Annotated in this window: 17 protein-coding genes; 8 read left to right on the top strand and 9 right to left on the bottom strand. The window is 71.3% G+C overall.

Annotated elements, in window-relative coordinates; translation table 11 throughout:
- Positions 1-2: 2 nt before the first annotated feature.
- From OG219_RS15665 to OG219_RS15640, 6 genes are all read right to left on the bottom strand, one after another.
- Positions 3-761 carry a bifunctional 2-polyprenyl-6-hydroxyphenol methylase/3-demethylubiquinol 3-O-methyltransferase UbiG gene (locus OG219_RS15665; protein WP_266826968.1) on the bottom strand — a complete coding sequence of 253 codons (759 nt, stop codon included), beginning with the start codon at positions 759-761 and terminating at the stop codon, positions 3-5.
- Positions 758-2,077, bottom strand: a complete 1,320-nt coding sequence (locus tag OG219_RS15660) for a condensation protein (RefSeq protein ID WP_266826966.1) — start codon at positions 2,075-2,077, stop codon at positions 758-760. Before OG219_RS15660 ends, OG219_RS15665 begins: the two co-directional genes overlap by 4 nt.
- On the bottom strand, positions 2,074-6,645 hold the full coding sequence (locus tag OG219_RS15655) for an alpha-(1->3)-arabinofuranosyltransferase (protein WP_266836104.1): 4,572 nt from the start codon (positions 6,643-6,645) through the stop codon (positions 2,074-2,076). Before OG219_RS15655 ends, OG219_RS15660 begins: the two co-directional genes overlap by 4 nt.
- Positions 6,642-7,427, bottom strand: a complete 786-nt coding sequence (locus tag OG219_RS15650; protein WP_266826964.1) for a class I SAM-dependent methyltransferase — start codon at positions 7,425-7,427, stop codon at positions 6,642-6,644. Before OG219_RS15650 ends, OG219_RS15655 begins: the two co-directional genes overlap by 4 nt.
- Complete coding sequence (locus tag OG219_RS15645; RefSeq protein WP_266826962.1) at positions 7,424-8,578, bottom strand: glycosyltransferase family 4 protein; 1,155 nt, start codon at positions 8,576-8,578, stop codon at positions 7,424-7,426. Before OG219_RS15645 ends, OG219_RS15650 begins: the two co-directional genes overlap by 4 nt.
- 322 nt (positions 8,579-8,900) lie before the next feature.
- Positions 8,901-9,878: a DUF3068 domain-containing protein gene (locus OG219_RS15640; protein ID WP_266826960.1), complete on the bottom strand. Its 978-nt coding sequence runs from the start codon at positions 9,876-9,878 to the stop codon at positions 8,901-8,903.
- A 302-nt stretch (positions 9,879-10,180) separates the two neighbouring features.
- On the opposite strand from OG219_RS15640, the gene OG219_RS15635 reads away from it, so the two are divergent.
- The 6 genes from OG219_RS15635 to OG219_RS15610 all read left to right on the top strand — a co-directional run bounded on the left by OG219_RS15635 (position 10,181) and on the right by OG219_RS15610 (position 15,575).
- On the top strand, positions 10,181-10,333 hold the full coding sequence (locus OG219_RS15635; RefSeq protein WP_266826958.1) for a hypothetical protein: 153 nt from the start codon (positions 10,181-10,183) through the stop codon (positions 10,331-10,333).
- A gap of 1 nt (position 10,334) precedes the next feature.
- Complete coding sequence (locus OG219_RS15630) at positions 10,335-10,742, top strand: hypothetical protein (protein ID WP_266826956.1); 408 nt, start codon at positions 10,335-10,337, stop codon at positions 10,740-10,742.
- Between the two features lie 122 nt (positions 10,743-10,864).
- Positions 10,865-12,124, top strand: a complete 1,260-nt coding sequence (locus OG219_RS15625) for a helix-turn-helix domain-containing protein (protein ID WP_266836103.1) — start codon at positions 10,865-10,867, stop codon at positions 12,122-12,124.
- Between the two features lie 131 nt (positions 12,125-12,255).
- The gene (locus OG219_RS15620) at positions 12,256-13,029 is read left to right on the top strand and encodes an IclR family transcriptional regulator (RefSeq protein ID WP_266826954.1); all 774 of its coding nucleotides are present in this window, start codon (positions 12,256-12,258) and stop codon (positions 13,027-13,029) included.
- Positions 13,026-13,865, top strand: coding sequence for an SMP-30/gluconolactonase/LRE family protein (locus tag OG219_RS15615; protein ID WP_266826952.1), 840 nt, complete (start codon positions 13,026-13,028; stop codon positions 13,863-13,865). Before OG219_RS15620 ends, OG219_RS15615 begins: the two co-directional genes overlap by 4 nt.
- 207 nt (positions 13,866-14,072) lie before the next feature.
- Entirely contained in the window at positions 14,073-15,575 is a 1,503-nt protein-coding gene (locus OG219_RS15610; protein WP_266826950.1) for an alpha-N-arabinofuranosidase, read from the top strand.
- On the opposite strand, the gene OG219_RS15605 is transcribed toward OG219_RS15610, so the two are convergent.
- A complete protein-coding gene (locus tag OG219_RS15605; RefSeq protein WP_266826948.1) occupies positions 15,572-18,526 on the bottom strand; it encodes a beta-galactosidase in 2,955 nt (984 codons plus the stop codon). The two genes, OG219_RS15610 and OG219_RS15605, sit on opposite strands and share 4 nt — an antisense overlap.
- Before the next feature lie 71 nt (positions 18,527-18,597).
- On the opposite strand from OG219_RS15605, the gene OG219_RS15600 reads away from it, so the two are divergent.
- Positions 18,598-19,059: an Rrf2 family transcriptional regulator gene (locus OG219_RS15600; protein WP_266826946.1), complete on the top strand. Its 462-nt coding sequence runs from the start codon at positions 18,598-18,600 to the stop codon at positions 19,057-19,059.
- 201 nt (positions 19,060-19,260) lie between these two features.
- Complete coding sequence (locus tag OG219_RS15595) at positions 19,261-20,172, top strand: sulfite exporter TauE/SafE family protein (RefSeq protein WP_266826944.1); 912 nt, start codon at positions 19,261-19,263, stop codon at positions 20,170-20,172.
- A 10-nt stretch (positions 20,173-20,182) separates the two neighbouring features.
- Here OG219_RS15595 and OG219_RS15590 read toward each other — a convergent pair whose 3' ends face one another.
- Together OG219_RS15590 and OG219_RS15585 are read right to left on the bottom strand one after the other, a co-directional pair.
- Positions 20,183-21,055 carry an intradiol ring-cleavage dioxygenase gene (locus OG219_RS15590; protein ID WP_266826942.1) on the bottom strand — a complete coding sequence of 291 codons (873 nt, stop codon included), beginning with the start codon at positions 21,053-21,055 and terminating at the stop codon, positions 20,183-20,185.
- A 59-nt stretch (positions 21,056-21,114) separates the two neighbouring features.
- Positions 21,115-21,486: a nuclear transport factor 2 family protein gene (locus OG219_RS15585; RefSeq protein WP_266826940.1), complete on the bottom strand. Its 372-nt coding sequence runs from the start codon at positions 21,484-21,486 to the stop codon at positions 21,115-21,117.
- Positions 21,487-21,768: the final 282 nt, after the last annotated feature.

The raw sequence follows: 21,768 nt of genomic DNA, 5'->3' as shown, positions 1-21,768 counted from the left end.
GGCTACGTCCTTCGCGCGTGCAGGAGAAGGATGGAGGACGCCGAAGGGACCGCGCAGGCCAGCCGGTCCAGCGGTCGCAGCGGACGCGGTACGCCGTGGAAGGGCGCACCTCGCAGCCGCTCGACCTCGAAGCCCGACGCGGCCACGAACTCCCTCAGCGCGCGGGCGGTGTAGAGCCGCAGATGGCCCACGACCTCCCGGCCCGGGCGGCCGTGGATCGCGCGCAGGCTCACCTCCGAGAACACGGGCTGCACGCCGGCAAGGAGCAGGGCGCGGTTGTACCAGGCGGCGAGGTTCGGGGTGGAGAGCATCAGGTGGCCCCCGGGACGCAGGACCCGGCGGATCTCGTCGAGCGCGGAGTCCGGGTCGACGAGGTGCTCGACGACCTCGCTGAACAGCACGGCGTCCGCTGACGCCGTCCTGAACGGCAGCCCCCCGTCGGTGAGTTCACCGCGGATCGCGTACGGCACATGGGCGTGGGCCCGTCTGAGGGCGTCCTGCGACCAGTCGACACCGATGAGACGGTGCCCGGCGAGGAGGGGTGCGGCGGTCGCGGCGGCGGAACCGTCGCCGCAGCCGATGTCCAGGACGGTCTTCGTGCCCGCCGTCGCCGGGCCGAGCGCGGCGGCGAGCATGCGTGCCTGGCGCAGGCTGCGGGCGGCGCCGGAGGCGACGGGCACGCCGGGGTCCTCGTAGAAGTCGCGAAGTCCCCGGCGTACGGCGCCTGTTGCCGGGGTTGCCGCGGGAGCCTTGGTGGTCATGGGCCGTTCTCCTCCGTCGCGTGCAGATAGTGCTCGAAGAGGTCGCGGAGGTGGGCGCCGTCGCCGTGGCTGAGCAGGGTCCGAGACCAGCGCAGGGCGACGTGCAGGCGGCCCGCGGTGGACGCGGTCGTGACGGTCAGCCCGCGGGGCATCCGGGCGGGCGCCGAGAACCAGACCGCGTTGGCACGGCCCGCCGCCTCCCCGAAGTCCAGCGGGTACGGGATCCGGCCGATGTTGCTCAGCAGCGTGGTCGACGTCCAGGGACCGGCCGCCCTGCGCAGGCCCCGGGTGAGGGCGGCCCGCCACGCCACCGGGACCACGGGGGCGGTCAAGAGGGCGGCCCCGTGCCCGAGTTGGGGGCGGTCCACGGACTTCAGGGCCTGGGTGCGGAGCGCGGTACGGCGCAGCAGCTCGCCCATCGACTCCGGGTCCAACTCCTCCGGGGCGAAGGTGACTTCGACGAGTCTGGTGCCGTTCCCGATGGGCATTCCCATGTCCCTGGGGCGGTCGTCGACCGGCATGGTGATCCGCAACGGGCGGGGACGGGCACCGTGTTCCCTGTTCCAGTGGGCGATCATCAGGGCGGTGGTGACCATGAGCTGGTCGTTCACCGTGTAGGGGGAGCCCTTGGGACGGCGCGGGACGTTGAGCTCGGTGACGAGCAGGCCGTTGCCGGGGGAGGGTTCGGGGGTGCCGTGGGCCACGCGGGCGGGCGGGGCCCAGCTGGAGGGGGTGTCGACCCGGGCGGTCTCGGGGGCCCCGGGTGTGCGTACGGGGGGTGCGGCGGGGGAGTTGTCCCGGCCGCCGTAGAGTTCCGCCGCCGTGGCCAGGATGCGGAGGCAGGCGGGGCCGTCGAGTGCCGTGTGGTTCATGGTGAGGAAGAGGACGGTGCCCTCGGACGCGCCGTCCTCGTCGACGACTTCGAGCCGAACCGGCGGTGCGGCCGACAGCGGCGGGGCGTCGTCCAGCGCCCGGTCGCGGGCATGCTTGAGCGCGTCCCGGTCCGGCGGCGGGAACGTCACGACCTCCAGGTCCGGACCGTCGGTGAGCTCCCACTCGTAGCGCCGGCGGTACCAGGGCCCCGGCGCCTCCCGCATCAGGATGCGAGGATGCCGGCGCAGAGCCTCGGCGAAGGCCGACCGCAGACGGGCGGGGTCGAGCCGCCCCGGCAGATGGACCTCGATGTGGACGGTCTCCGGCTCCGCCTCCTGGAGGCAGTGCCGCGAGACTTCGTCGACGACGGGGAAGGGGACCCGCGCGGGGGGCCCGCCCGGCCCGCCCGCGCCGTTCCGCGCCGGGTGCTCGACCGCGGTCATGGGGCCTTGTCCCTAGGGGTGTCGTCCGAGGGCGTCGCTTTGAACCTCGGCTTGCGGAAAGGGTTCCGCACGGTCGGCGGCTCGGGTTCGGGCTGAGCGGAGCCGGGACCACGGGCGGAGATGGTCGGCCCGGACTCGGGCCTGGGTTTCTCCAGTTCTGGCCGATCCAGCCCCTCCGGCGTTTGAGGAGCGGGGTCCGGGGCGGAGCCCCGGGAAGGGACGGGTAGGGGCGGAGGGGGCGAATCCAAGCCGTTCCCCGACTCGGACCGCACAGCCGAAGCACCGGGATCGACACCAGGCTTCCCCTTACCCGTCTCGGCCCCGGCGGGGGGCCCGAACGCCCCCGGCCCCGGGTTCTCCCCCCGCACCCGCTGCGGCAACGGCGCAGTAGGCGCCTCCGACCCGGGAGACCCCGGCGGCGCCCCCCACTGCCACGGCGGCGGCCCGGCGGGGACGGACTCCCGCACAGTCACCAGCGCCGCGAACAACCCGATCAACGCCAACAGTTGAGCCATAGGACCGAACGCCCCCGCGTCGGAGGACACCGCCTCCCCGGCCCCCGTCGAGGCGGCAACCCCCGCCCCGGCGAGCGCGAGAAACGCGATCGGCACGAGCAGCGCATGCCGTTTCCACGCGAGCAGCGCCAGCACGGGCACAAGGAGCGCGAAGAACCCCGCGATCACGACCCCCACCAGGGTCAGCGCGACCAGCCCCAGCCACACCCCGGGCCCCGCCGGAACCGCCTGCGGCTCGTCGGCGTTGGGCGAGCGGCGCCGCCACAGCACGAGGCCCACCAGCGCGGCCACGCCGACCCCGCCGCCGATCAGCCCGGCCTCGTACGTCGTCGAGGGCTCGTACGACAGCTTGACCGTGCCGCCCGCGCCGGACGGGATCTGCCAGCCCTGCTGCCAGCCGTCGAGCCGCACCGGCGTGAGTTCCTTGCCGTTGAGCGTCGCCTTCCAGCCGTCGTTGAAGTTCTCGTACGTCGTCAGGTACGAGGCCGCGCCCGAACCGACCGTCACCTCGCGGCGGTCGCCCAGCCAGTCGCGTACCCCCAGCTCACGCCCGGCGGTGGGGGCCTCGGCGACCGTCCCGCGGGTCAGCGTCACGTCGGTGACGGTGAGCGGCCCGGCGTCCCCGGCCTCGACCCGGTGCGAGCCGGAACCGAGGTCCAATTCCGCGTTCTCGCCGCCTTCTTGACAGAGCGTCAAGTCGATCGCGCGGCGTTCCACCAGGTCCTGCACGGTCCCGGCCGCACTCGTCGCGTACAGCTTCCCGTCGACCGCGAGCACCGGTCCCTTCCCGCAGGGGAGCGAGAACTCCCGGGTGCCCGAGGGCTGCGGGGTGCGGTACTGGTCGAGCGCCGGGATGTACGCCTCGGTGAGTCCGACCGGCAGTTGCAGGTCGGCGTCCGCGACCGGGTTGTGGACGGTCAGCGGCGCGGTCTCGGTGACGGTGATGTCGAGCTGGTCGGTGGTGATGGGCTCGAAGCGGGCCCAGCCGTTCTCGTCGACGCCGACGATCGCCGCCCCGTCCGGGGAGCTGATGGCGATCTTCGTCGGGCGGGTCGACAGGCCGCCCGCCGGGGCCAGGACGATCGACGAGACCGCCTGCTTGTCCGGCCAGCTCAGGTGGATCGTCGGGTTGTCGCCCGCGATCCACGCCGTCGTCAGGTCGCCGTCCGTGAGATTGCGCGCCGACAGACCCGCGCCGAGCTGCGCCGTCGAGTCCGCCGTCGCGGTGATCCGGCTCTGCTGCTCGGGCGCCACCTCGTAGAGCAGCTTGTCGAGCTCCTCACCTGGGACGGGGACCGCGCTCGCCTTGATCTCGTACGTCCCCGACGTCGACGTCGAGAAGACGCGGTGCAGGCCCGCCTCCGTGCCCGTCGGGGAGAGCCCGGTGGGGTCGGCGGAGCGGTGCAGGGAGACGATCTCGGCGGTGGCGTCCGAGTCGGCGGCGTCCGTCGGGAGCCGCAGCAGGCGGGTCACCTGGACGTTCGGGAGGTCGATCTCGGAGAAGCCCGCACCGGTCAGACCGGCGTGCTGCTCCGTGGCGTCGACGATCGTGATCTTCAGCCAACTCGTGTCGCCGACAGGGGACTTGATGCTCTGCGTCATGCCGTTCGGCTGGAGATAGCTCGTGACGGAACCCTTCTCCGTCTCCACCCGCACCCGCGTCGCCGCGGACCGCACCCCGTCCTGGGGCAGCGGCGTCACCTTGAACGACGACGGCATGTCCACGGAGTCGGTGAAGCCGATCCGCAGCCACTGCCCGTCCGCCGAGCCCGCCGCGCCCTCCGCCCACGCGGTGTCCGGGTTGCCGTCGAAGGCGTTCACGGGGTCGTACTGCGGGAGGTAGAACAGCCAGTTGCCGGTCGAGGAGGCCGTCACCGAGCGGGCGCCGCGCAGTTCGGCGACCGTCTGGTGGTCGATGCCCTTCGTCGGCAGGATCTGGTGCGGTTCCTCGCCCGCGTCCTGCGCGCTGTCGCTGTCGTTGCGCTGGTCGGCGGTGTACGTGTACGAGGTGTTGGCGTTGACCAGGCCGAAGCGGGTGTCTGCGCGCCGCAGCCCGTCGCCGAGGACCTGGACCGCCGGAGTGCCGAGCCCCGGATGGTTGTCGCCGGTGAGCACGGTGGCGCGGTCCCGCATCGCCGGGTCCGCGGAGAGCGGGAGGAGGGCCTCGGGGCCGCCGGAGACGACCGCGGTGTCGGCGATGGGCTTGAGCCCGGCCTGCCCCGGCCGTGGCACGTCGTCGCTGACGGGCTCGTAGATCTCGACGGAGCGCTGGCGCGGATAGAGGCCCTCGACCTGGAGGGGAGTGTCCTCGGCGATCCGGCCACCGGTCATCTCGGGCCCGAATCCGGTCACGCGCTGGTAGCCCGACTGCTCCAGGGTCCGCTTCACGGTCGTGGTCGGGACGTAGCCCAGCTGGTCGGGGTCCAGGTCATTGCGTACGACGACGTAGTAGAGCCCTGCCCGGCTCAAGTAGTCGGCCAAGCCCGGGACTTCGGAACCTGTCATCAGGGACTGCTCGACTGCGTCCATCGCGCGCCGGTTGCCCGCGGTGCCGAAGGGGACGTAATCGCGTTGCGCCCAGCGGGAGTCGGCGAGGACGTCGAGGGGCTGGTCGATGGGGGAGCCCCAGGTGTAGATGCCGTGTGCGGTGGCGGGGACGACGAGGGCGCGGGAGTCGGGGGAGTACTTCTCCAGCCAGTCGGCGGTGCTCTGCCAGTACTTGGGGAGTTCCTGGAACGAACCCGGGTTCAGGATCGACCCGTTGAGATACGGCCAGGCGAGCCCGGGCAGGATCAGGACCGCCGCGATCAGCGGGGCGAGACGGCGCCCGCGGACCCGCCTGGCCCCCCGCTGCTCCGAGGCGATCCCGACCAGATGGGCGAGCCCGAACACGAGGGCGAGCGCCAGCCCCGTCTGGAACTTGTAGATGTTGCGGAACGGGACGAGCCCGCCGTTCAGCCAGTCCTGGACCACACCGTGGAAGGGCGCGCCGAACGAACCGCCGTACCCGGCCAGGGTGATGAGCGCGACCGTCAGCACGGTCAGCACGAGCCAGCGCCGCTCGGGCATGTCACGGCGGGCGAGCCCCGCAAGGCCCAGGCCCGCCGCGAGCGCCGAGCAGACGATCACGATCACCGAGGCCACGACGGTCCAGCCCGCGGGCAGCCAGGCCTCGCCGAAGTGCAGATAGGCGACCCAGTTCCCGGCCCCGCGCAGGGTCTCCGTCGCCGACATGGTGGCCGTCGTCGTCTGCGAAGTCTCCACGTACGGAAGGAAGTTCTCCCCGTAGATGCCGAGCACCAGCAGCGGGACCACCCACCAGGCGGTCGCCAGGATCACACCCGGAACCCACCAGGCGATCAGCTTGCGCTGCCGGGGGCCACGCGGGCGGGAGAGGAGATACAGGCCGACGGGGAGGAGGGCGGCGAGCGTCGAGGCCGCGTTCACACCGCCCATGAACGGGATGATCAGCGCCGAGCGGAGGGCCGCGATGCGCGCGCTGTAACGCTCGTTGGTGAGCGGGAGCAGGACCCACGGGAGGAAGGCGCCGGGGAGCGCGGCGGCCGAGGTCGAGCCGACGACGATCGTGAACACCGGCCACAGCGCGTACGCCACGGCGGCGAGCAGACGCGAGGCGGGCGTGCCGATCCGCAGCCGCTCGGCCAGCCGCAGCGCGCCCCAGAAGGCGACGGACACGATGAGAGAGAGCCACAGCCGCTCGGCCAGCCACACCGGGAGGTCGATCAGCTTGCACAGGCCGTAGAACGGCAGCATCGGCCAGACATAGCCGACGTACTGGTCCTGGATGCCGCCGAAGCCGCCCCGGTCGTGCCACAGCTGCCCGAGGTCCGACAGGAACTGCCAGGGGTCGAGCGCGACTCCGAGCTTGGTGTCGAAGGTCGTGCGCCCGGGGTGCACCACCAGGAACAGCACGAACACAACAGCCCAGAACCCCAGCAGCCACCGTCGCGACCGCGGCCCCTCGGGGGGTCCCGAGGTGGTCGCGACGGGGCGGACGGCTGCCGGGGGTGGAGCCTGGACCGTGCTCGTCATGGTGGACACCGCCGGAGGATGAGGAGGAGATTCCAGGTGGCGAACTCGCGCAGCCCCGGCGCCTTCGCGACGGCTCCCGCGAGGAACGGCCAGTAGCGGGAGCGCGCCGAGACGACCGTGACGTCGTCGCGGGCGCGGACCTGCCGAAGGGTGGTTCCGATGTGCACGGCGAAGAGGTTCTCGCCGAGGGTGTGCTTGGCCGGCTTTCCGGTACGGCGGCTGTAGCGGGCCCGCGCCCGCTCCGCGCCGAAGTAGTGCCAGGGCGCCCACTCGTGACCGCCCCACGGGGACAGCCAGTTGGTGAACGACACGTAGATCAGCCCGTCCGGCCGGGTCACCCGCACCATCTCGCTGATGAAGGTCCCCGGATCGGCCACGTGCTCAAGGACGTTGGAGGAGAAGCAGACGTCGGCGACGCCGTCCGCCAGCGGCAGCAGATAACCGTCCGCCACGACGGTCGAGTCGGGCGGCTTCGGCCCCAACTCCGCCACGTCCGGCTCGAAGAGATAGGCGTGCGCCCCGCGCCGCCGGAACTCCTCGGTGAAGTACCCGCTGCCGCCGCCGACGTCCACGACGGTACGGCCCTCGACGACCCCGCCGTACGCCTCGACCTGGTCGGCGGCGTCACGGGCAAGCAGCGAATAGCAGGCCTCGGGGTCGTCCTGCTCGTGCAGGAACGCACGGAAGAGGGCGAGGGAGCGGCGTATGGAGGGGTCCTTGAGTCCGGTACCCGTACCCGCGCCGTTGCCCGCGCCCTTTCCCGTCCCGGTCGGGGCCGTCATGGTGCCCAGCTCCTCACCGCCTCGCCGGCCACCGCCCTGAACTGGCGGACCGTGTGGTTCCAGCGGTACTGGGCGGCGCGGTCGCGGGCCGCCTTGCCCATGAGGGTGCGGCGGTGGGTGGACAGGGCGAGGGTGCACCAGGCGGCGGCGAAGGAGGACTCGCCGCGGGCCAGGACGCCCGTCTCGCCGTCCACCACCGAGTCGCGCAGACCAGGTACGTCGAAGGCGATCGCCGGGGTCTCACGGGCCGCGGCCTCCGTGACCACCAGGCCCCAGCCCTCGACGGCCGAGGGGTGCAGCAGCAGCCAGGCGGCACACAGCAGCCGGTGCTTCTCCGCCTCGGAGACATGGCCGGCGAACTCCACGCCGGGGCCCGCGAGTTGCTCCAGGCGCTCCCGCTCGGGGCCGTCGCCGACGATCACGAGGCGGCCCCCGGTGACCGGGCGTACCCGCTCCCACAGCCGCAGCAGCAGATCGATCCGCTTGTACTCGACGAGCCGCCCCATCGCCACGAACAGCGGCTCCGGCGAGCGCGAGCCCCGTGGGCCCGGCTCCTCGACCCCGTTGTGCACGACCCGGATGCGGTCCCGCTCGACTCCGATCGCGCGCAGCGCGTGTGCCGTCGACGGAGAGACGGCGACCAGCAGATTGCGGCGCTGTGCGGCGCTCGCCAGCGCCCAGTGTTCGAGTCTTCGGCCGATCCGGGCCGCGGGCGCCATCGGTCCGCCGAACCGCATCCGCCACAGGTCGGTGTGGACGTGGTTGACCAGGCAGAGCGTGGGTCCGTGGTGCCACATGGGCGCCAGATACGGCATGCCGTTGCACACCTCGACCAGGAGGTCGCAGTCACCGACCTGGCGGTGGAACGTGGGGCGGGCGCGGAGGTAGTGCCCCAGGTCGCCGCCCGCCGAGACGACCCGGTAGTCGCGGTAGGCGGTGGGCCCGCCGCACAACAGGGTGACCTGGTGGCCGAGTTGGGTCAGCCCCTCGGCGAGGCGGTCGACCAGCAGCTCGGAGCCGCCGGCCGCCGGGTTGCCGAGGTCACGACGGGCGAGGAATACGATTCGGCGCGGCTGGGGGGGAAGCGCCGGGGGGTGCTGCGCGGAGCGCGGGAACGCGGCGCGCAGCGAAGACGGCACGTGCTGGGGCATCGGTGCTCCAACTCGTCTCAGGGTGCGGAACTCAGCGTGGGGGGTCGGTCGGTCTGGCGGTGGGACGGTGGGACGGTGGGACGGTGGGACGGTCGTGCGGTGGGGCGATCGTGCGGTGGGGCGTGGAGCAGGGTGCGGGACTCCGGATCCGCCGGGGGGTGGCGGGGCTACGAATCTTCCGATCTGTGGAGTTTTCGGGTACTGCCTGTATCTGGGATGTGGGCGGGCTGTGCTCGGGTGGGGGTGGATAGTTTTCGCCGAGCGGTTCGATGCTGCTACTCACCGAGGTGACAATTTCCGGGGTTTGTGAGCTGACGCCTCATCACATCGTGGGCGCAGGCTGGGAGGACTCGGGCGTATCGGGATGTGGACGCCCGCGTACGACCAAAACGACTCCCGCCGCGGCGAGGGCGAATCCCAGCGCACCCGCCCCGGTGGGCACCGTCTGCCCCACGGCCTTCAGCTGACCGCTTTCCTCCTTCGCCCGGTCCACCGCGAACTCCTGTGTGTCCGCGGTGAAGGCGATCTTCTCGCTGTCCAGGAGCACCGCCGCGTCCTCCGTGCCGCCCGGCGCCCGCAGCGTCTTGCGCGGTCCGGTCTGCGCGTACAGCACGCGTCCGGTGCGCTGGTCGACGACGAGTTCGACGCCGTGGTTGGCGTACCACTCCTCGGCGAGCACCTGGCTGCGCTCGGGCTGGTCGACGATCGCGCCCGGTACGAGCCGTGTGCCGGTCTTGGTCGCCGGGACCGTGCCGGTGAAGCGGAGGCCCTCGTAACCCCGGATCTTCTTGGTGCCCCGGTAGTTCAGAGTGACCGTCGCGCCAAGGGAGTTGTCCCACCAGCGGTACGCGCGTTTCTGCACGTCGAAGGGGAACTTGAGGTACGCCTCACCCTCGATGTAGGGCTTCTCCTGGCAGCAGTGCACCGGCTTGTTGGTCGTCCGGTCCATGACCCACCGGTGCGGGGTGAACTCCAGCGCGTCGTGCGGGTCGGCCGCGGGCAGCGACTTGTCCGTGTCGACCGTGGTCGTCACGTCCCAGACCCCGTTTCCGCTGGTCTCGCTGGCGGCGACGTCACCTCGTACCTTCTGGGTGACGGTGATCTTCTGATCGGGCACGGTGGCGACCTGCTCGACGTCGAAGACGCTGCCCGTCCCGGTGTAGACGGCGGTCTGGTCGATGTCGATCGGATTCACGGCGGCATGTGGTTTCACGTACCACGCGAGCATCGGGGCCAGTACGAGGAGAAAGGTCCCGAGACCCAGCAGGATCAGGGAGAGGGGTGAGGCTTTCCGGCGCATCCGGGCACTCCAGGGGGCGTGTGGCGGCTCGACGCGCGGGTCGTGCGGGCGGGTCGACACCGTGGGGAAAGTGCACCTGCGGTATGGGCCGGGAACCGTAGGCGCACCCTTGACGGGGTGTCAATGCATTGTCGAGACTGTGGACTTGCCGGACGGGACCGGCGAACATCGGGAACGCACCACGGGATCGAACAACCGGGGAACGGGCAGGGGCCGCCGGCCGCACGACCATGGGACGACCACGGTCACGCGGGCGAAGCGGCCGGGGTGGGGACGACCTCCGACAGAGAGGCTGACCCGCGATGTCCAGACTGCTCGCCGCCGCACTGACCGTCCTGGCCGCCACCGCACTCGCGATCGGCGCCGCGCTCGGCATCGTCGCGCTGCTCGACGCGACCCCCGACCAGCCGAACACACCACTCATCACGTACGAGAACGCCGGGCAGGAGCGCTGACGTGCGCGCCGCCGAGGGGCGTACCGGGGGTGAGGTGCCTATCGGAGACGGCCGTGCCGGAGCCGAGGCGCCTGCCGCGGACGGCCGTACCGGAGCTGAAGTGCCCGTCACGGAGGGCCGTGCCGGAGCCGAGGTGCCTGTCGCGGACGGCCGTACCGGAGCTGAAGTGCCCGTCACGGAGGGCCGCTCCGAGGTCGAGGTGCCTGTCGCGGACGGCCGTACCGGAGCTGACACGCCCGCCACGGACAGCCGTACCGGAGTTGAGGCGCCCGCCACCGAAGGCCGCTCCGGAGCTGACACGCCCGTCGCCGGCGGCCGCACCGGAGACGGCGTGGCGCCCCGCCGCAGCCGCGCCCGGACCGGTCGACCGGTCCGTCCGAGCCCGTTACCCACCGGAGCGCTGACGTGACCCCCCCACCCGTCGTGCGCGGGAGCGCCGACATCACCCCGCCGTCGGCCCTGCGAGGCAGCGGCGACGCGACCCCACCGCCAGCCCTACGAGCAGGCGGCGACCCGACCCCACCGTCGCCCGTGCGCGGCAGCGCGGACGCGACCCCCCGCCCGGGAACCGTCCCGACGCGCTCGGCCTGGCGCGACGTCCCACGCCTCCAGGTACGCCAGTTCGCCGCGCTCGCGATGGCCGAGGCGCCGGTGCTCGCCGAGGAGATCCTGCAGGAGATCCGGCACGAGTACCCGCAACTGCCCGTCTTCCTCGACGACTCCGGCGAGCCCATGGCGCTGATCGGCATCCGCCGGGCCATCGAGGTCTTCGTGCAGCACTTGGAGACCGCCGAGGGCCGCCCCCGCGTCCACCCCGAGGTCTTCCAGGAGTTCGGCCGCGGCGAGGGACTGAACGGCCGCAGCCTCGACTCGCTCCAGGCGATCTACCGGCTGGGGGTCCGGCTCGCCTGGCGCCGCTTCGCCGAGATCGGGCAGCGGGTCGAGATCCCGCCACCGGCGATGTACGAACTCGTCGACGCCGGATACGAGTACCTGGACGGCCTGGTGGACCAGTCGGTACGCGGCTACGCCGAGGCCGCCGCCCGCCAGGCAGGCGAGCGCCTGCGCCTCCAGCGCCGCCTGATGGAGCTGCTGCTCGCCGAACACCACCGCGGCGACCCCGCCGAGGCGCTCGGCGAACGCGCCGCCCGCATCGGCTGGCCGCTCCCCGAGAAGGTGGCCGTCGGGGTACTGCTGCGCCCCGCCCGCGAGGCCGTCGCACCCGCCGTGGGCCAGGGCGTGCTGCTCGACATGGAGTACGAGCAGCCCCGCATGGTCGTACCCGAGCCGGACGCCGCGGGCCGCCCCGAACTGCTGCACCGCGCGCTGACCGGCTGGTCCGGCGCCATCGGCCCCCCGGTGCCGCTCGCCGACGCGGCGAAGTCACTACGCTGGGCGGAGGCCGCCGTACGCCTCATGGAACGGCGCCTGCTCCCCGCCGGCGAGGTCCTGCACTGCACGGAACACACCGAGGCCCTGGTCCTCCTCCAGCCCGAGGAACTCATCGACGACCTCGCCCTGCGCTGCCTCGCCCCGCTCGCCCACTGCGGCCCCACCCACGGCCGCCGCCTCGCCGAGACCCTGCTCGCCTGGCTGGAAACACGCGGTGGCGCCCCGGAGGTCGCGGCCCGTCTCGGCGTCCACCCCCAGACCGTCCGCTACCGCCTCCGTCAGATACGGGAACTGTGGGGCGACGAGGTCGACGACCCGGACCGCCGCTTCGAGCTGGAGCTCGTCCTCAGGGCGCAACGCCTGCGGGGCGAACTCGGCGACCCCAGAACGCGGCGATAGTCACGTACCTCTGAGCCATCGGCGGTCACACACAGCGCACACCCATTGCCCGCCCAATACCACTATGAGTAACCTGTGTTCGTCATGCCGATCGTCTGTTGAAATTTCGAACACAAGGGAGGGGGCCGGTTGTGGGACGCCTGGTACCTGCCGTAACCCGAGCTCTGGACATACTCGAGCTCTTCCTCGACGGGGACGGCACGCTCTCCGCCCCCGACATCGTGCGCAAGCTGCAGCTGCCGCGCACGACCGTGCACGAACTGGTCACCACGCTCGCCGCCCGCTCGTACATCGTGCAGGTGCCCGGCCAGCCGGGACGCTACCGGCTCGGTGTGCGGCCGTACCAGCTGGGCAGCCGGTACGCCGAGCAGCTGGACCTCGCCGCCGAGGGCCAGCAGGTCGCCCGCTCGGTCGCGGAGACCTGCGACGAGACCGTACACGTGGCCATCCTGGAGGGCACCGACGTCATCTACATCGCGAAGGTGGACTCCACGCACGCCGTGCGCATGGTCTCCGCCGCGGGCCGGCGGCTGCCCGCCCACTGCACCTCCGTCGGCAAGATGCTGCTCGCCTCGCTCCCCGATCCGGAGCTGACGTCCCGCGTCCCCGACGACGCCCAGCTGGTCGCGATGACGCCCAACAGCATCACCGAGCCTGCCGCCCTGCGGGTGGCCCTCGCGGAGATCCGGCAGCGGGGCATCGCCGTGGAGAGCCGCGAGTCCAACCCGGACGTGAGCTGCGTCGCCGCCCCGGTGCGCGACCGCACGGGCCAGGTCGTCGCCGCCATCTCCATCTCCGTACCGATGATCCGCTGGAGCGACGAGCGCCTCACCGAACTGGAGCAGCTCGCCGTGAAGGGCGCCGCCGAACTGTCCGAGCGGCTCGGCCACCGGAGCGTGGGATGACGGCCGTCGAGGTCGCGGTACGCGAGTACGCGACGCTGGGGGAGGGGCCCACCTGGGACGCCGCCGCCCAGCGGCTGATCTGGGTCGACATCCTCGGCTCGCGGATCCACACGTACGACCCGGTGACCGGGCGCCGCTCGGTCATGGTCACCGAGCAGCACGTGGGCGCCGCGAAGCCGCGCACGGACGGCGGCCTGGTGGTCAACCTCCGTGACGGCGTGGGGATCTACGACTTCACGGGCTTCCGCTGGCTGCACCGGGACGTCGTCCCCGGCCGCCGCGGCAACGACGCGGCGGTCGCGCCCGACGGCTCCCTGTGGACCGGCACCATGCGCTACGACGAAGCGCCGGGCGGCGGCACGCTGTCACGGATCACCCCCGACGGCACCGCGGCGACCGTCCTCGACGACGTCGCCGTCAGCAACGGCACCGGCTGGAGCCCCGACGGCGGGCTGATGTACTACATCGACTCACCGACGCGCAGCATCGACGTGTTCGACGTCGGCACCGACCAACTGCCGTTCAACAGGCGGCAGTTGGCCTCGATCGACGAGGGCTTCCCCGACGGTCTCACCGTCGACGCCGACGGCTGCGTCTGGGTGGCACTCTGGGACGGCGGCGCGGTCCGCCGCTACACCCCGGACGGCCAGCTCGACCGAGTGATCGAGCTCCCCGTACTCCGCCCCACCGCCTGCGCGTTCGGCGGCACGGACCTCACCGACCTGTACATCACCACGGCCCGTACGGGCCTGGAGACGCCGCACCCGCTGTCGGGCTCGGTGCTGGTGGTACCCGGCGCGGGGAAGGGACTCGCGCAGCCCGCGTTCGCGGGTTAGCCCCGCCGCGCCGGCGACTCCCTGAGGTCCCTGTCGAAATCCCCGGCCGAGTGCAGGCCGGGGACGGGCTGAACAGGCCGAGTCGGCTAAGAGGGGCTTTGCCCGGAGTGCCTAAGGGGCGCGGGGAACTGCGCGACCAGCCCACGGCGACCCGCAGCCGCCCACGAAAGGGAATCCCCCTACTAACGGCGCCCTGGAAAGGAAGACATGCGCACCGCCCGCTTCACCCTCGACCCCGCCTTCACCATAGGCAAGGTCAACCCCCGCCTCTTCGGATCCTTCGTCGAACACCTCGGCCGCTGCGTCTACACCGGCATCTTCGAGCCGACCCACCCGTCGGCGGACGAGGCGGGCCTGCGCCAGGACGTGCTGGAGCTGGTCCGTGAACTCGGCGTCACCACCATCCGCTACCCCGGTGGCAACTTCGTCTCCGCCTACAACTGGGAGGACTCGGTGGGCCCGGCCGAGGACCGCCCCCGCCGCCTGGACCTCGCCTGGCGCTCCACGGAGTCGAACCGTTTCGGCCTCTCCGAGTACATCGCGTTCCTCAAGAAGGTCGGCCCGCAGGCCGAGCCGATGATGGCCGTGAACCTCGGCACGCGCGGCGTCCCCGAGGCCCTGGCGCTCCAGGAGTACGCCAACCACCCCTCGGGGACCGCCCGTTCGGACCTGCGGGTGGCGCACGGGGACAAGGACCCGTTCGGCATCAAGCTGTGGTGCCTGGGCAACGAGATGGACGGGCCCTGGCAGACCGGGCACAAGACCGCCGAGGAGTACGGCCGCCTCGCCGCCGAGACCGCGCGCGCGATGCGCCAGATCGAGCCGGACCTCGAACTCGTCGCGTGCGGCTCCTCCGGGCAGGGGATGGAGACGTTCGCCGCGTGGGAGGCGACCGTGCTCCAGGAGACGTACGACCTCGTCGACCACGTCTCGCTGCACGCCTACTACGAGGAGACCGACGGCGACCGGGACTCCTTCCTCGCCTCCGCCGTCGACACGGAGTCCTTCATCGAGAACGTGGTGGCGACCTGCGACCACGTGGGCGCCCGCCTCAAGTCCGAGAAGAAGATCAACCTCTCCTTCGACGAGTGGAACGTCTGGTACCAGAGCCGGCCCAACCCGCACCCGGTCGAGGACTGGCAGGAGGCCCCGCGCATCCTGGAGGACGTCTACTCCGTCACGGACGCGGTCGTCTTCGGCTCGCTGCTCATCGCGCTGCTGCGGCACGCCGACCGGGTGACCGTCGCCTGCCTCGCCCAGCTCGTCAACGTCATCGCGCCGATCATGACGGAGCCGGGCGGCCCGGCCTGGCGGCAGACGACGTTCTTCCCCTTCGCGGCGGCCTCGAAGTACGGGCGAGGGGAGGTCCTCGACGTACGGGTGGACTCGCCGACGTACGGGACGAAGAAGTACGGCGAGGCGGATCTGCTGCACGCCACCGCCGTACGTGCCGAGGACGGCTCGGTCACCGTCTTCGCGGTCAACCGCAGCCAGACCGAGCCGCTGCCGCTCGAAGTCGCCCTGAACCGGCTGGGGTTGACGACGGTCGTCGAGCACAGCGCGATCGCCGACGCCGACCCGGACGCCACCAACACCCTGGACGACCCGGAGCGGGTCACTCCGCACCAGGTCGAGGGGACCGCACTCCAGGACGGCACGTTGACCGCCGTCCTGGAGCCGCTGTCCTGGAACGTGATCCGGCTCGGCTAGGCGGATGTGCGGCCGGGGGAGTCCACCGCCGTCACCGGTACCCCTCCGGCCGCGCTGCCCATCAGCGTCAGTTTCACCTCACCGGGACCTGAAGGTGTGGTCCCGTCGGACAGGACAGCGAGGGCCAGTGTGTTGGCGCCCCGTGTGCGCAGCACCCCGTTCGGCAGGACGAAGGTGTGCTGGGGGCCTACGTCGTTGATGTACTGGCCCATGTTCCAGCCGTTCAGGAAGATCTGGACGCGGTAGGCGCGGGCGGGGTCGTCGGTGAGCGTGAGCCCGATCGAGGCGTCCACGCCGGGGTCGACGGCGAGCCGGAACCCGGTCCGGTACCAGACGACACCCTGCCGCCGCTCGGCCCGGGGGAAGTCGACGACCTTCCAGCCGCCGTCCGCGAACCCCGGCAGATGCCAGCCCGCACGCTCCCCGTACAGCCCGCCGTTGTTGAGCGGCCCGCGCACCGGGTCGGATCCCTTCTCACCCTGGATCCGCCAAGTGACCGCCGGAGAAGCCCCGTTGAAGGTCACGGCGGCCAGCCCCCGGGCGGCCTTGTGCGTGTCGTCCGCCTTGCCGTCCATGTCGTGCTGCATTGGGCGGACGAGGACGGAGAGGACATGCGGCCCTTCGTCGACCTGAACGGGGAAGGTCGCCGTGGCCGACCAAGTCCCCTGCCGCACCGTCTTCTTGTCCGGCACCGGCATCCGGTGCGTACCCAGCGGCTTCCCGTCCAGCCACGCCATCAGCAACCCCTGCGTGCCCGTGGTGAAGGCGAGGGACACCGTCTCCGCTGCGCCGCCCCCCTCGAAATGCCCCCGGTACCAGACGTCCCCGTAGTGGAATCCGTAGTCGTCGGCGAACAGCACGGGCTGCCCGGCCGGTACGGGGGTGGTGCTGTACGAGGACGTCCTGTCCGCGAGCTGCCACGCCGAGTCGTCGAAGCCGGCCTCGGACTCCGGGTTCTCCGCGGACCGCCGCCAGTTGGCGAGCTCGGGGAGCCGCACCTCCGGCACACCGGGCAGCCGCTGCCCGGCCCGCAGACTCCCGGACGTCGTGGCGGTCGTCCTCAACGTGCCCTGGTTCCAGACGACTTCGCTCACCCCGCGTGGCCCCCAGACCTCCAGGTCGGCAGCCTCGACGGTGTCCCCGGTGAGATGGACGGCCGAGTCGCGCACGGTGGCGGTGCGCAGCAGCGCCGGGCCGCGCACCAGTACCGGTCCCGACGGGGTGTCGTACCGCCACAGCCGCCCGGAGGTCTCGTCGTCGGCGAGGAGCAGCAGAAGCGGTGCCGAGGCGCCGCCGCCCTCCACCAACACCCGTACAAGACCGCCGAGTTGAGCCGAGACCCGGAGCGCACCACTTTCGTACTCGTGTTCCGCGGCCCCCTCCAGCACCGTCACCGTCGGCTCGCTCGCGCACTCCAGGGCGGTCTCGGTCGTCTCACCGGAGCGGCCGGTGAGCACGGCGATGTCCTGCCGTCCCGCCGAGAGCCAGAGCATCGGCTGCGCGGTGGAGTGCCGCAGGGTCCGCCGCCCGACGGCGATCTGGGTGGCGAGGAGCCGGGCGTCGAGGGCGGGCACGGTGAGCGGAAGGTCCGCGAAGGGGAGCGCCGTCGTCACCTCCGTCGCGCTGTCGTTGCGTACGACGTAGAAATGGGCGCCGGTGTCCGGGTTGACCAGGGGATACACCTTGACCTGCGGGTCCGTCCCGGCGACCGGCTCCGCCCGGTCCAGCTTGGCCAGGTCGGGCACGGAACGCAGCAGCTGCCCGATCTGGTGCATCGGGATCAGCTTGGGGGTCGGCCGGCGGGCCTCGTCGAGGGCGGCGCCGTAGTCGTAGGAGGTGTAGACGATCGGTGCGGGCAGCCAGCCCCAGGAGGTGCCGCCGAAGGTCATGTAGACGTTGTGGATCTTGATGCCGTTGGCGAGGTTGGTGAGGTAGAAGCGCCGCTCGTACGCCGCGTCACGCGTCCGGGCCGACTCGGCGTACCCCTTGCCGTCGAACTCCACCCCGCCCCACGGATCGAACCAGCCGCCCCCGAACTCGGGCACGAACCCCGGGGTCCGGGGACTCGCGGTCGAGCCGCCCTTCGTACCGCCGACACCGAAGTAGCCCCAGTCCGGCGGGGGTTTGAACGGCGACGGATACCCGTCGAAGCCGTACAGGTAACGCCCCTTCTCCCCGCCGGTGTCGAAGGTCCCCGGGGCCCAATGGCCGTTCCTGCCCTTGTCGTTGTGGAACAGCGGTACGTCGATTCCGTCGGCGCGGACCTTGGCGTACAGGTGGGCCATGTAGTCGCGGCCGAGGGGGCTGGTGACGTGGTCCGCGTACTCGTTCTCCAGCTGGTAGAGGACGATCGTGCCGCCGCCGTCGCTGTAGAGGTGCCGGGCGACGATGCGGCCGACGACGGTCAGCCACTCGTCGACGTGCTTCAGGTAGGTCGGGTCGGAGGTCCGGGCCGTGCCCTTGGTGGCGGTCAGCCAGCCGGGGAAACCGCCCGCGTCGACCTCGGCGTTGATGTACGGACCCGGGCGCAGGATCACGTAGAGGCCGGTCTCGGCGGCCATGCGCAGAAACAGGTCGAGGTCCCGGACGCCGGTGAAGTCGTACTTCCCGGGCGCGGGGGAGTGGTAGTTCCAGGACACGTAGATGCTGATCGCGTTGTAGCCGTGGGCGCGCAGCTTCTGCAGGACGTCCCGCCACAGGGACGGGCTCGGGAGGCGGAAGGGGTGGACCTCGCCGGACCAGAGGACGACGCGCCTGCCGTCGATCAGCATCGAGTACTCGTCGAAGCCGATGGTGTGCCGGTCGCCGTCGGCGCCGGGTGGTCCGGGTGCGGGGCCGGTGGGTGCGGTACCGGCGGCGTAGGCGCTGCCACTCCCACTGGCGCCGCTCAGGGAGAGGCCGAGTGCGGCCGTTCCGGCGAGTGCGCTGAAGGTACGTCTGCTCAACACCATGTGGTTCTCCGGTGGACAGGGGCGGCGCGGGTGCGGCCATTGTCCACAGCGATTCGCCCCACAATGGTGGCATGAGGATCTCGGCGCGGGCGGATTACGCGGTACGGGCGCTACTGGAGCTGGCAGTCCGGCACGACGACGGCGCCCCGGTGAAGGCGGAGGCCATCGCCACCGCGCAGGCGATTCCGTACAAGTTCCTGGAGGGAATCCTCGCCGACCTCCGGCGTGGCGGCCTGGTCGTCAGCCGGCGCGGCGGCAGCGGCGGCTATGTGCTGGCCAGGGCCGCCGACGCGATCACCGTCGCGGATGTCATCCGTACGGTCGACGGCCCCATCGTGTCGGTACGCGGCGAACGGCCCACCCAGCTCACCTACACCGGGCCCGCCGAACCGCTGCTGCCGCTGTGGGTCGCGCTCCGCGCCAACGTACGGCGGATCCTGGAGGGCGTCACACTCGCGGACATCGCGGCGAACGCCCTCCCGGAGCCGGTACGGGAGCTGGCGGCGGAACCGGCGGCCTGGGAGAACCCGTAGGGCCTGCCCGGGTCGCCTTGAGCGAGAGTGGCGTGCGGAACATCACCCTCCGTCTGTGAGCCATCCTCATTCCGCACTAAGGCAGTCCTCAGCTTCAGCACCTAGCGTCACGTCCCGTCCATCCCTATCGAACCGATAGGAAAGACCGGGAATCCCAGGCAGCTCGGGAGGACCGGAACCAGAACGACGGGACGGGATCCCATGCGCACGCTCATCCTGCTGGCTCTCGCGGGCCTCGGGGCCCAACTGGTCGACGGCAGCCTGGGCATGGCCTACGGCGTGACCTCGACCACCCTGCTGCTCGCCATGGGCACCAACCCGGCGCTGGCCTCGGCCACGGTCCACCTCTCCGAGATCGGCACCACGCTGATGTCGGGCGCCTCGCACTGGCGCTTCGGCAACGTGGACTGGAAGGTCGTCGCCAAGATCGGCGTACCCGGCGCGGTCGGCTCCTTCCTGGGCGCGACCGTCCTCTCCAAGCTCTCGACCGAGGTGGCCGAACCGGTCATGTCGCTGATCCTCTTCGGCCTCGGCCTGTACGTCATGTCCCGCTTCACCTTCCGCGGCATGCCCAAAGGCAATCTCGGCAAGCCGCTGCGCAAGCGGTTCCTCGCGCCGCTCGGCCTGGTCGCCGGGTTCCTGGACGCGACGGGCGGAGGCGGCTGGGGCCCGGTCGGTACGCCCGCGCTGCTCGCCAGCGGCCGGATGGAGCCGCGCAAGGTGATCGGCTCGATCGACACCAGCGAGTTCCTGGTGGCGGTCGCCGCGAGTCTCGGGTTCCTGTTCTCGCTCGGTTCCCAGGGCCTCAACTGGGGCTGGGTCCTCGCCTTCCTGCTCGGCGGCCTGGTCGCCGCCCCCGTCGCCGCCTGGCTGGTCCGTCTCGTACCGCCGCGCGTACTCGGCTCCGCGGTCGGCGGCATCATCATCGTCACCAACGTCCGCACGCTCCTGAAGAGCGACTGGATCGGCGCGTCCGGCGCGGTCAGCACCCCCGTCTACGTACTCCTCTACGCGCTGTGGGCTGCCGCCCTGACGTACTCGATCCGCGCCTACCGTCAGGAGAAGGCGGCGGAGGCGGAGCTTGTCGAGAAGCGGCAGCCCGTCGGGGTCTAACTACCCGGGGTCAGCCGTCGACGCCGACCGTGAGGGTCGCCGCGTACCCGTCCGACACGCTCGACCCGAGCGCCGTCAGGGTCAGCAGGCCGGAGGACGCGCCGCCGTCGTCATAGATGGAGTCGTCGGAGAGCAGGGTCTCCTGGGTGGTGTTCGCCGAGTACGGCGAGGTCGCCTGGACCTCCGCGTTGATGTCCTCGTCGAAGAACAGCTGACCGGTGTGGATGACCTCGCCGCCGGTGTACGAGTCGTCGGTGAGCGTCACGTCCGTGTGCACCCGCATATGGACGTGGACGGCGCGCGAGATGTAGTGCCCGGGCCAGATCGAGGTGATGTTCACCCGACCGTCGGCGTCGGTGATCTGCCCGCCCCGCAGGAAGGTCCCGTTGTCCTCCTCCTCGTGACCGTTGCCGCCGACGAACCCGGAGTACTCGCCGAGCGAGTCGCAGTGCCAGAGCTCGACGAGCGCACCGGCCAGCGGAGCACAGTCGCCCGCGACATCGACGACCGTGAAGGTGTACCGGACCTCGAAGCCCTCCTTGTCCTCACGGATGTCCTCGCGGACGAGAGCGCCGTCGAGGGAGTACGGACCTTCGGTGACTTCGGCGTTGAGGGTGCAGACGGTGGTGGCGGACGCGGACGCGGAGGCGGATGCCGACGCGGAGGTGGACTTCGCGGCCTTCGGTTTGCCCTTCTTGGCGGACGTCGGGTCGGCCGAGGCGATACCGGCGACCGCGAGCCCGCCCACGACGGCGACGGTTCCACCGCCGATCAGGACGCGACGACGCTGGACGCTGTTGTCGCGGCGGTGGGCCCCGGTGCGGGGGTTGTCGCCGTGCTGCTCGGGTTGCTCGTGTTGAGCTGGGGTCTCAGTCATGGACATGGAAAGTAGGGGCCCAGCTCAGGAAGTCCTTGATGTGGGGCTGTGAATGCGCTGGGGATTTAAGCCCCAACTGGGCGTGTTTGTGGGGGAGGTCGGACACATGCGATCCGCCGCGTGCGGGTCACAGGGCATGCGCCGACACCAGTGAGACCGGCCGAGGCCGCCGATAACTCTTCGTCCTGTCCCGTCACGCCGTTAAACGGCACACGCCGCGCCTCCATCATGCGACGGTAGATACGCCAGCCCTTGTCGCCGCGCACCAGAGTGTCGTCGTAGGTCACCGAGCCGCACGTGCCGTCCTTCATGACGCCAAGTCCTTTGGACCGGACGCGTACCCGGTCGCTCCTCTGCCCGGCGATCACGATGTTGGTGACGTGATGGGCGACGGGCTTCGCGGAGTGGGGCTCCTTTTTGGTGCGATTCGCTGTCATGCAGCGGAGTTTCCGGGGACGTTGCAGCGGCCTGAGATCAGGTCGGCAACGGTGATGCGTGATGACTTGGCGTTACAGATGACCGATCTGATGATTTCTGGAGAAGGCTGAATTCTTTCGCTCAGTGCATGCCAGTCAGTGGCCGTACTGCTATGTCCCGCTTGGTACTGAGAAGATCAATGACTCGTGGCGACCAAAATATACCCGCGGAGAGAATGGCTGGGTTCAGCGTTCCCTCGACTCTGATGGACGCGGAGAGTGATCTTCAGTGGAAGCAGGGCG

The organism is Streptomyces sp. NBC_00038, from assembly GCF_026343635.1.
Lineage (GTDB): Bacteria > Actinomycetota > Actinomycetes > Streptomycetales > Streptomycetaceae > Streptomyces.
The sequence above is the reverse complement of the archived record's forward strand: the minus strand, read 5'-3'. Positions and strand labels throughout refer to the sequence as shown.